Consider the following 10,496-nt stretch of genomic DNA (forward strand, 5'->3'; position numbering starts at 1 on the left):
GCCATTCTTTTTTTCTATATAATCAAGGTCCATCAATCTTTTTATAGCTCCCTGAACCCCTCCTATAGAACCAAGGTTGTATCTGTTCATATATTCGGTTGAGTATGGTTTATCTGTAGGTTCCTCGGATATGGCATACAGTAGTTTTATCTGCTGAGGTGCCAAAATCTGAAGCATTGCTTCATACATGGGCCTTTCCTCATTAATGGCTTTGATAAATCCTTTTGAATAGTCCTCTTCCGTTATATGTTTACCGCTAACCTCGTATATAGAATAGGGAACTCTCTGAATGTAATATGGATAACCGCCAACCTTTTCAGAAATTTTTCTGGCAATTTCCTCTTGACATATCTTTCCTCCATGCCTAAATTGTTCAACTATAAAGGCTGTGGATTCATCGAGCGGAAGTGGACATAAAGGATAATTAATAGCACTTCTGTAGAAAGGTCTTTTTCGCTCATTGAAGATCTCACTCAATATCCTTCTCCTGCTTCCTACAAAGAAATATGAAGCATTTCTATGGGTCTGTATGTGAGACCTCATGATACCTTCTATCTGAAGAGATTCACGTAATTCGGCAATCTCCTGAAATTCATCAATAACCACATGGAAGCCTTTCTTACTCGTCTCCATAAACTTTCCAAAGCCAGCAAGAACATCCTCAAGCAGCTCAATCCCCCTTCTTTTTCCTGCGGGCTCAGCAGTTATGGACATCCCGAATTCTGGATCAGGACGGATAACCGGCCGCCATGACGTTAAAAACCTCATTGCCTTTTTTAGAAGATTCTCGTCTTTATGACAAAAGGAATATAATCTTGAGGCTAATCTTGATGCTATATCTTCTAAAGAATACACCCCAAAAAAATCAATGTATAGAGTAATAATTCCCTCACGGGACAATTTTGCTTGAATTCTTTTTACAAGGGATGTTTTTCCATAACGTCTTGGTGAATAAAGAACAACATTCGCCCTATTTCGTGAATGTGAAAGAAGCTCTTCGATCTCTTTCTTTCTGTCACAAAAAGGAGCTGTCAAGGGAAGCTCTCGAAAATAAAAAGGATTTGCCAGCGCCAATCACCTCTTTCGTAATTATTCTATTATAGTTACTCTATTATAGTTACTATATTATAGCAATAATGATAAATCAAGGATAAATGCTAAACACAAGGCCCCTTGAAAGAGTGGCCATAAAATAAGAGAGACCAGAGTTGTCAAAGAACAAAAGGGATTTTTTATAGAGAACCCAGTTTTCACTGACATTTCTTCATTTTAATTTTGTTTCTTTCTCAGCAATTTCTTTGCAATAGCTAAAAAATCGTTAGCAGCTCTGATTAAACTCTGTGCACCTTCTTTTGAAAAACTTGAACGATAATCTGCTGACTCTCTCATTTCTTTTCCAAGCATAAGGCTTTCTAAAATTCCCTTTTCAATAAATCCTTTCTCTACATATAAATGTTCTAAAGCAACTACCAGACAGTAATGACTTTTCTCACGATATTTTCGGGCATAAATCAATGCTCTTGCTGTATGGAACATAGAGTAGTAAGCCTGTATTGTAGCCCATTTATAATTTTTTCTTTCGAAACTATCCTTAGAAGATAAAAGGTCATCATTTGCAGATTTGAGTTCTTTCTCAACAAGTGAAGGCCCTTTTTCAAATGCAACAACCTTTTCCTTTTCAAGACATCTTTTAAACTCAGAAATCATCCTTTTTTCTCATAAAGGACTATCCCTTTATCAACTTCTTCTAAAAGAGCTTCTTTTTTATTTCTCATAGAGATGTATTCTTCGATATTAACAATTACAGGCTTTATCTCTCTTTCAAATCTTCTTGCTTCTTTTCTTATTTCTTTTATTACTTTTTCCTTTTCTTTACTTATGATAAAAATGTCTATATCGCTCTCTAATGTATCATCCCCTGTTGCACAACTACCATAAAGAACTATTTTGTTAGAGATGTCTTTTATCTTTAAGATGAGGTTCATTAAATCGAGAATATTTTCGACCTTTTTGAATTCTTTCACAACTGGATTATCAGCCACTACTCTATACAAATATAGCTGCCCTTTTTTCTCCCTCGTTACAACTCCCATGCTCAGAAGAAGATTAAGTGTCTGATTCGTAGCTCCTATGCTTACATTTAATGTTCTTGCAATCTCTCTCCCGAAATGGGGTATATGTGGAACTCTGCAGAGATAAGAAAAGATTTTCAGAGGCACTCTGTTCAAAAGTTTTTCTTTAAATTCCAAACGATTTTTCATTTAATTATGATAACTGTTCATTCAATTATAATTAGTGTTCATTATAATGAATTATTATTTAAATGTCAATTTGACCACACAGGAGATATTTAGTTTCACTATAAGAACTTAAATAAACTTAGCCCCCATTCTGCCGTAGATAGGGAATCAGAGTTGTCAAAGAACAAAAGGATGTTTCTTATATAAAACCCAATTTTCACCCCTGCGTTCTTCTATTAAAGGAAGGACAAAGGTTTTTTGAATATAAGGATTTCCTCTTTTGCCTTTGGCATATGGATTAACTTGAGAAAATTGTGCATCGTTTTTCAATTCATTTAGAGTAAACACTGGACGCTTTGCAAGATTTGCAACCTCTGGTTTCAGAGTTATCGTCTCTTTCCAGGTGAATTTGAATAATGGCTCTTTATCTTCAATCTGTGCTATTACAAAGGCGATTGAATCAGTTGTTCCTAACCGCCTTAAGAGTCTAAAGAGTTTAGTGATTTCATCTTCCTTTTCTGAAATCTCAAGATAGACTTTCAGTGGTCCCAGAAAATGGCAATACTCTCTTAATCCAAAGGATTCTTCAAAACTTTTTCCTTTAGATTTTGAAGGTTTTAATCTCTTGATAAAAAATTTTAAAACTGCTAATTTCTCAGGTGGCTCTATTTCTAATGGTGCTGATTTAACTATCTCAAAGACCTCTTCACCATAAGACACTTTTCCTGTTGACTTTATGGCGGCATCTACCAATGCAAGTCTCAAAGCCGCAGGGCTTGGAATAGGAGAAGTTAAAGCATAACTCGGAGATAATTTTGGCATTCTATAAGAATAGAGACTTCCAAAATTGAGTTCTGCAAAAATCCATGCCACATTAGCTCCTTATTTGGGCATAGTCAATTCATAAATAACTTTTGTTGTCAATCCGTCTAATATGGTACAAAGTTCTGTCAAATTGCTGAATTTCTCATTGGATAGCCCTTTTTGTCCTTTTACAAGATTCTCTGTCTGAGTAATATAGTCATCTTTTATAGGACTAATTATTGGAGCTGGAAAATTCGTTTCAGAGATAACCATTATTCCCTCTACTGCCTCTATGTGGGGGAGACGTGTAGAAGTCATTGCTCCATCCGTTCTTATAAATGTCGCTTTAAAAGCATTAAGAGCTAACTGATATCTGCCCTGTCTTCTTTCACCATCTATTACATAATTGTAATCAATTTCATTTAGACCTATTCTCCATGGCTGGAAGATAGAAACAATTGCATACACTCCTGAACGGGTTGGTCTGTGGTAAATCATTTGAGCAGTTACTTGCCTCTCCACAGTTTCTTCCTGTCCTGCCTCAAATTCTTCACGAGAGCGTCCTTCCATTGAATGCCTTGCATGAATATGAATATCTCTATGTGTTCTATCAGGAAGACCTAATGCCCATCCAAATTCAACTGTTGAAGGTCTTGCAATTGTTGGTCTTTGAACCAAAAAACCGTGAAGGTCACAAAGGGCACATAACTTTATAGCCTCACTCATAGCCTTTGCCTCATCCATTCTTTTACCGCTTACCAGAGGATTCATATCTGCTTTTTGTGGATGAAATTTTTGACATGCCTCGCAAAATTGACTTTTATCTTCCTGCAATAACCAAACATTATAAGCATGAATATGTTTCAGCATTTCACCAGAAATTCCATCTGTCTTTTCACCACTTGCCAGAACAACTGTCCGAGGTTCTGTGACATTGCCAACCGTTCCTTCATTATTAAGCGAATGGAGATTCCATGTTGCTCTACCCAATATTGCTATTTCAAAGATTGCCATTTGATTCCTCCTCTTTATTCTTCTTTCATACCTCTAACAAGGGCATGGCTTATTAGGGCTGCCCTTACAAGTCTTACTCCGTAATCACTTACCAACTTCATAAGTTTTTCCAAATTCTCTTCTGTTGGTCTTTTTAAATGCATTCGTCGAGCGTGTGTCTCATATCTACGCAAAAATTTACGTAATGCATCTGCAAAATCTTCTTCTTTTTCAGCATTTTCTAATTCAATAAGGGAAGCATAGTCCTGAATCTCTTCCATGCGTAAAGCCTTCCGTAATGTGCTGCCAAAGTCTTTTATAGCTTCATCAGAGTAAAGCATCGCTAAACTATCTGACATAGGCTACCACCTCCTTTAAGGTTTCATAGTCATATAAATTTGCAGACTTAATTTCTTTTGGTCTTGATATATATTTCAGAAAAATTTTTACATGTTTTTCATAAGTTTCTAAAGATGGATTCATTATGAATTCTGTTATTGCCTCAGCTAAATCCTCACATCCCTGAACGCTCCCTTTTCTAAATAGATAATTCCATACCTCAAAAACCTTTGAGATATTTGGTCTTCCAGAAAGGGCAAGCTCCATCAAAGGATAAATGCTTAAATTGCCACCTGTAGCCGGCTTGAACTGCTGCCCGCTTTGAACAATTGAGAAATAAAAGACTCCTGAAAATCTATCGCTGAATTGAGATTTTGATGCTGCCATCGCACGCATCTTCTCTGCAAGGACAACAGAAAAATGGGCAGCAGCATTCTGGATGCTAAAATATTTAAGACCAATAGTGTATATTGAGTTTCTTATTTCTCTGAAGTTATTAAGTTCAATTCTTTGAGGTACAGGAAAAATAACAAAATAGTCCCATTTATTCCCCTGAGACTTTTGAATTTTGTATCTTCCAGAAATAGCTCCACCAAGACAGGCAAGCGCCCAGTTATGGCTATCAACCTTAGTTTGGCCTTCTGAGTAATCTCCTCTTGTTCTTCCTCTGAGACCCTTAAAGGCTGATGGGTCAAGAGGACCAGAAAGCGTTTCACCTCTGTCAGAAGATATCACAGGTAAATTTGTAGGGTCTTGGAAATCATTGATAATCTTCTCCGCATCTTTGCTTAATATATCTTTTACCTTTTTGACTTTTTTTGACCAGTTCTGTTTATCAGTAAGAAATATCCGACTCCATGTCCTGTCATCAGGAGATTCTTCAAAAAGAGAATACCAGCCAGTGTTCTCGAGAAGCCTTTGGGCAGATACATCTGTTGCTTCATGCTCTATCAAATAAAAACTTCCTGCATCATTGATAACAGGTATCTCCCCTTCAGAGCTTGCATAATCCAGTAGCATTGCCAACCCGTAAGCCCTGCAAAGGTCAAAGATTTCAAGGCCGGTTTTGGGGATGAAGTGTAGCATGTTTATGGATTATTTTTGTTTTTCAATAGTTCCTGTAAATATCTTGCTGCTTGAAGGGTAGCGATAATAGCAGATCTTGCACAATCACAATCCTCGACCATTGTTTTTCTGCAGGCATCTTGCCATTGCGGAATTCTTGAATCAATTTCAGATCGATGAGCGTAAGCATTTCTTATCCATAAAACTATATACAAATTGGAAAGAATATACCATTCTATTCTACTTTTAGGACTGAGATTTATAGGATTTTGAGTGTTTTCCAAAATAGTCTTTATTTCTCCAAGTTTTGGTCCCCAGTCTGAAGAACTACAATTCCTTCCAGATAATTCATGAAGATATTGAGCAAATTTATCAGTCAATCGTCTGGATGCATTGCCACAATAAGAAATGGTCTCAGGAAACTCTTTATTTTTAAATCTTTCTATTGACTCTTTTGTGTCATTAATTATCTCATCAGTTAAATAGGATGAATCTAAAGATTGAATACCTTCAGTAAAATCAAAATGGGAAGGCGGTAATACTGAATCTATCCTCCTGAATCTTTCTACCATCTCTTTATAAATTTCATTTGAAATGATAGTTTCATGGTAAACATTTAGTCGAGCAGAGAATTCTAAAATGCGTTTATAAATTGGCGATTTTCTGTCTATAGTCTCTTCCAAATCTTCAGAAAATTCAGCTTCCATAGATTCATTTATTGAATTGATTTCTCGCCATATTTTGAAAATAACTAAGCCTCTTTCTATTAGAGGAGGCTCTGCATCATTACCCAATGTAACTCCAAGTTCCTTTGCCACGTCATTCATATATTCAAAAACTCTTTCTGCTTTAAGTGGTAAAGCGTCTATAAGTTCTTTAATTTTTACTATAGCTGATGAGAGGTCTTCCATGTATTATCAACCTTCAATTGAAAACCTTCCAAACCCTATATCTGCCCATTCCCCTACTCCAAACAAACTACAAAGGGCTAACTGAGTTGGTAACGATTGATTACTATCTCCAAAATAACAGTCAAAATAACTACCTGCTTTTGCAACTAAACGATTTTTCTTTGTTGATTCTTCAAGTGAGTATCTACTGACATAATCAGGAATAATGTATGTTCTAATAGAATCAATGACTGTAGGTTCAACATTTAAATTTAAATTGAAGAATTCAGACAGTTCTTTACTTCTGTTTAAAAGCATTTTTGAAAATAATGCGGCAAATTGATTTTGATCCAGATCTATTGGTAAGCCACTATTATTATGAAGCAGAAAGGGGGTTATGAAAGTAAGACGTTGTTTCTTTTCATATTGTCTAAATTCAGTGATCTTTTCATTTAATACATCTTTTACTTTTTTTATTGACATGTTCTTGATGGAAAATCTACCCATTGCAACATTCTTATATTTGCCAATTCCAAAATATAGTCCAATGACTTTAAATGCTGACTTTACATCATCAATTATTTGTTCATCATTACATAAAACAATTTCGACAGAGAAATTACAGCCGTCTCTTATCTGCTCTATATTTACAATACCCCCCCCTGAAGAAGCTCTTGACTCTCTACTGATTGCTATTCTTGTTATTGCCCTGAATTGTGGTCTTTCAAATTGACCAAAAGATAATAATATTCCCCATTTCTCATTCCATAAAAATTTTTTAACTATGCATTGAATTTCACATTTTGAATGAAACTCTATAATATCTGACTCTTTTTTCAAAGCCGAAAGAGTTCTTATATTATTGGCAGTACAATTTTTTATAATCAGATAATTTAATAATTCTCCCCTAATAGAACTACCTAATATATAAGGAGAACATTTTAAGAGATTCTTATATTTTTTTTCAGTTGAATGAAAAGGTGTGTCTAAGCAACAATCAAAATGGAGAATAATACCTTCTCTCTCGCTCATTGCCTTATGCCTTATCCTCGATATGATGTGAATGCGGAAAGGAACTCTTCGGATTTATTGGTAACATCGGTATCTTCCCATTTGCTATCCTTTAGTTCTTTCTTTTTTATAGAAATAATTGTCGTCTCAATTTCACCGTAGCCAGCACTTTTCTTAGCGCCAAGTCCTAACATCTCTAATGATTTGATAGATAAAAGGACTGCTCCTATCTGCCATGGTTCCGGGTTTATGATTCTAATAGTTCCTGTAAATTTAGCACCTGCATCCACTGTTTGAACTTGCATAAGCTTTCCGCCCGCTGCTGCCTTGTTGTCTCTTGTAATAGCTACATGGGTTCTATCAGTAAGAGTTGGCTCCCCAGTTGGCTTAGCATCCATGAACATAGCCCTTGCGGCAAGATCCGCAGCACCAAAAATTTGACAAACAGAACATGGGTTTTTACTTCTCGGTTCACAGGGAGCAATCCTACCAATACTTCTAGCATATTCTTCAGGATTTCTTGAAAAGTCTTTTGGTATAGCACTTAATGGAACACAGACCCTTTCTCCTCTTTCAGTAAGAATTGATTCTAAAGTACTCCTAATCGCTCCTTTTAAAGAAGAACCTGGTATGACGGGTTTTCCTCCTACCATAGTTACGACCTGGTCAATAGCTTTAAAAGCTGGCTCTCGACCAGCTAATATTGACAATGAACTTTTCGTAGTATATTCAACTTCGATTTCGTAAATTTCTTTTAATTTTTCAAAAGCCATTTTATCCTCCTATCTTTTAGAAAGATTTGCAATATATTTAAGAAAAACCGCCCTTTTTTCACGATCTGAATATTCACTATTTGTTGGTTCTAATTGTTGTAATGAGTTCTTGAGTTCATTTTCAATGCCTCTGAGATGATCTTTCCTTACATCAATTTCCAATAAAAGTTCATCTAATGTCGTCTCCATAGCAACTTGACTTACATTATGTATCTGTGTTGGCCAAACCTTGCGATTTCTTGCCAAATCAGCCAATCTTCTAATATCCTTTACTTCTTTTGCAGTAAACACTATAACCACCTCCTTAGAAACATCAAAAAAAATATCTTTCTCATAATGCTTCAGAGCACCTTCTATCAAAGACCAGAAAGGAGTTTTTGCATCACATATTATTACTTTTATACCCATTTCTAATTGCATCTTTAATCTTTCAGAGTTCAGAATTCCAATAAACCCCCAAACCTTATCTTCTCTAAATAGGAAAACTTTCAAATTAGGGAAAATAAACAATGTGTTAGCTGAAATCTCGTCCTTCTTAACCTTCATTTTGTTAATCTCATCCTTCAAGGTTTCATCAAATCTCTGCAAATCCAGAAGCATCTGGAGATATTCATACATTCCAGTTTGAGTTGCATTTATCTTTTGTTGGAGACCAATCCTTTCATAAAATCGAGGTAATAAAATATTGTCTGCTACATCTTTTGCATGTTGCAATAAATTATCAGGAAATGTTATAAAAACAAAGGCAATTCTTTCTTCACCTTCTTCGGACTGCGAAACTTTATCAAAGTCAATACCAGATGTAATGTTTCTTAATGTTAAACAATCTTCACATATTAAATTATTTTTTTCATCGGGTCTTAAAAAACTTTCATCATATGGTATCTGACACATTTCACACCGTACTAAAGAATTGTAATTAAATGAAAACAAATTCTTAGAAAATAAAGTTTCCTTAAGTCGAGATGGTGTATTTATTAAATTGATTTTAGTGGGTACATTAGGTCCCCATTCGATTTCTAATTCAAAGTCGTAATGTTCGACATCAATATATCTTATCCCTTTTATATTTGAAAAAGATGATATCAATTCCTTTTTAAATATTTCGTAATTATCAAATATGTAAACCATGGAATCTTCAGAATAAAATACAAAAGGGTTGTAAATAGGGTCAATGTCTTGCAGGTCATTTGCAAACTTTGAATAGATTTGCCTAAAAATAGTTCTGTTTAAAATTTGGCTAAGTTTTTGGCAGATAATCACATCACGTAATCTATAAAAAATGTCTATAAAATTTGGTTGCACTCTAATTATGGAAAATTTAAATTCTTTAAATTCTGAAAAATGGCTAAGTTCTTTAAGTTTGCTAATTATCAAATAATAAATAATTGCTGTAAATTGGTGGTGAACCGCCAATGAAAGATGAGGGATATAGGATGTGTGTGGGAAATTTATCATTTCTTTCTGCATTTCAAGAAGGTCTTTAACATTTATATTTTTTGTAAGATAGTTGTAAATCTTTCTGAATACTGTAATCATATGATCAGTATCCCAGTCATAAGGGAATCCCCAAAAAGAGTAAAACCTCTGTGGGTCCTGACTCCTTCTTTGGGTTAATTCTTGATCATTTTCAAGGTCAAAAGGGTAGCCTTGTATTGTTTTACTAATTCTATCAGCTAAATACATTGCGACTCCTTCTAATCCTGCCTCAACCTTTCTTTTGTGTAAAGTTAAAACATCTGAAGGGAGCTTTACTGGTGGCAATGCGAATTTTTTACCGAATAACTCTAAATAGTCTTGCAAATTCTCATGTGAAGTACTTTTACCTTCCTTACTTAAGTCACGCATTATTTCAGTTCTGAATTCAAGCAGTTTTCCAATGTCATGAATCATTGAAGAAATGAAACCATTCCATATTTTTGCAGTATCTTTATTTGACATGTTTCTCATCTGATGTTTTCAGTAAATTCTCTTCCACTGCTCTTCTATCTGCCAATCTTAATGCCCTCGACAGAATGACATAGAGATTGTAACACTTTTCTTTTTCAAAGGCTGGGAAGTGATCAGAGAGAGTTGTTGGGGAATCTTGAACTTCAAAGTTCTTCACATATTTCAAATCAAATTTTATCCCTAATTCAGAAAGCAATTTATCAACCTCATCAAACCATCCATCACAAAGTCTATATTCAGGGACCTTTGTGGCTCTGACTGAATGGTGGTGGGCTATAGCAAAGAAAGCAGCATCTCCCATAATATTACCCCATTCCTTTCTGAGATAATCTCTTAAAATATAAGCAGAAATAGGTGCATGGGGTGGGAGTTTAACTTTTTTCTAATTTTTCTGAATGGGCAAGGAATTCATCTTTGGCACCGATCTTTTT

General features: G+C 35.1%; 12 protein-coding genes. All 12 read right to left on the reverse strand.

The genetic code is table 11. The annotated features are described in order from the left end of the window. On the reverse strand, window positions 1-1,035 hold a 1,035-nt coding region (locus ABIN61_08625; protein ID MEO0294264.1), incomplete at its 3' end, for an ATP-binding protein. A gap of 234 nt (window positions 1,036-1,269) precedes the next feature. Continuing rightward, window positions 1,270-1,707 carry a HEPN domain-containing protein gene (locus ABIN61_08630; protein MEO0294265.1) on the reverse strand — a complete coding sequence of 146 codons (438 nt, stop codon included), beginning with the start codon at window positions 1,705-1,707 and terminating at the stop codon, window positions 1,270-1,272. Beyond that, on the reverse strand, window positions 1,704-2,261 hold the full coding sequence (locus tag ABIN61_08635; protein MEO0294266.1) for a nucleotidyltransferase domain-containing protein: 558 nt from the start codon (window positions 2,259-2,261) through the stop codon (window positions 1,704-1,706). Before ABIN61_08635 ends, ABIN61_08630 begins: the two co-directional genes overlap by 4 nt. Window positions 2,262-2,417: 156 nt before the next feature. Continuing rightward, window positions 2,418-3,113: a hypothetical protein gene (locus ABIN61_08640; GenBank protein ID MEO0294267.1), complete on the reverse strand. Its 696-nt coding sequence runs from the start codon at window positions 3,111-3,113 to the stop codon at window positions 2,418-2,420. Window positions 3,114-3,122: 9 nt separating this feature from the next. Continuing rightward, window positions 3,123-4,058 (reverse strand): DevR family CRISPR-associated autoregulator, encoded by a 936-nt coding sequence (locus ABIN61_08645; protein ID MEO0294268.1) that lies wholly within the window; start codon window positions 4,056-4,058, stop codon window positions 3,123-3,125. 14 nt (window positions 4,059-4,072) lie between these two features. Continuing rightward, window positions 4,073-4,396 carry a hypothetical protein gene (locus ABIN61_08650; protein MEO0294269.1) on the reverse strand — a complete coding sequence of 108 codons (324 nt, stop codon included), beginning with the start codon at window positions 4,394-4,396 and terminating at the stop codon, window positions 4,073-4,075. Further along, on the reverse strand, window positions 4,386-5,396 hold the full coding sequence (locus ABIN61_08655) for a hypothetical protein (protein ID MEO0294270.1): 1,011 nt from the start codon (window positions 5,394-5,396) through the stop codon (window positions 4,386-4,388). Before ABIN61_08655 ends, ABIN61_08650 begins: the two co-directional genes overlap by 11 nt. Before the next feature lie 68 nt (window positions 5,397-5,464). Then, window positions 5,465-6,352 carry a hypothetical protein gene (locus ABIN61_08660; protein ID MEO0294271.1) on the reverse strand — a complete coding sequence of 296 codons (888 nt, stop codon included), beginning with the start codon at window positions 6,350-6,352 and terminating at the stop codon, window positions 5,465-5,467. 6 nt (window positions 6,353-6,358) lie between these two features. Next, the gene (locus ABIN61_08665) at window positions 6,359-7,363 is read right to left on the reverse strand and encodes a hypothetical protein (protein ID MEO0294272.1); all 1,005 of its coding nucleotides are present in this window, start codon (window positions 7,361-7,363) and stop codon (window positions 6,359-6,361) included. Between the two features lie 11 nt (window positions 7,364-7,374). Further along, window positions 7,375-8,115: a CRISPR-associated RAMP protein Csx7 gene (csx7, locus tag ABIN61_08670; GenBank protein MEO0294273.1), complete on the reverse strand. Its 741-nt coding sequence runs from the start codon at window positions 8,113-8,115 to the stop codon at window positions 7,375-7,377. Window positions 8,116-8,124: 9 nt separating this feature from the next. Further along, window positions 8,125-10,056, reverse strand: a complete 1,932-nt coding sequence (locus tag ABIN61_08675) for a hypothetical protein (GenBank protein MEO0294274.1) — start codon at window positions 10,054-10,056, stop codon at window positions 8,125-8,127. Continuing rightward, the gene (locus tag ABIN61_08680) at window positions 10,046-10,366 is read right to left on the reverse strand and encodes a hypothetical protein (protein MEO0294275.1); all 321 of its coding nucleotides are present in this window, start codon (window positions 10,364-10,366) and stop codon (window positions 10,046-10,048) included. The genes ABIN61_08675 and ABIN61_08680 overlap by 11 nt, the downstream gene beginning before the upstream one ends. Between the last annotated feature and the right edge of the window lie 130 nt (window positions 10,367-10,496).

The sequence above is a fragment of the candidate division WOR-3 bacterium genome, from assembly GCA_039804165.1.
Classification (GTDB): Bacteria; Hydrothermota; UBA3072; order UBA3072; family UBA3072; genus JAFGHJ01.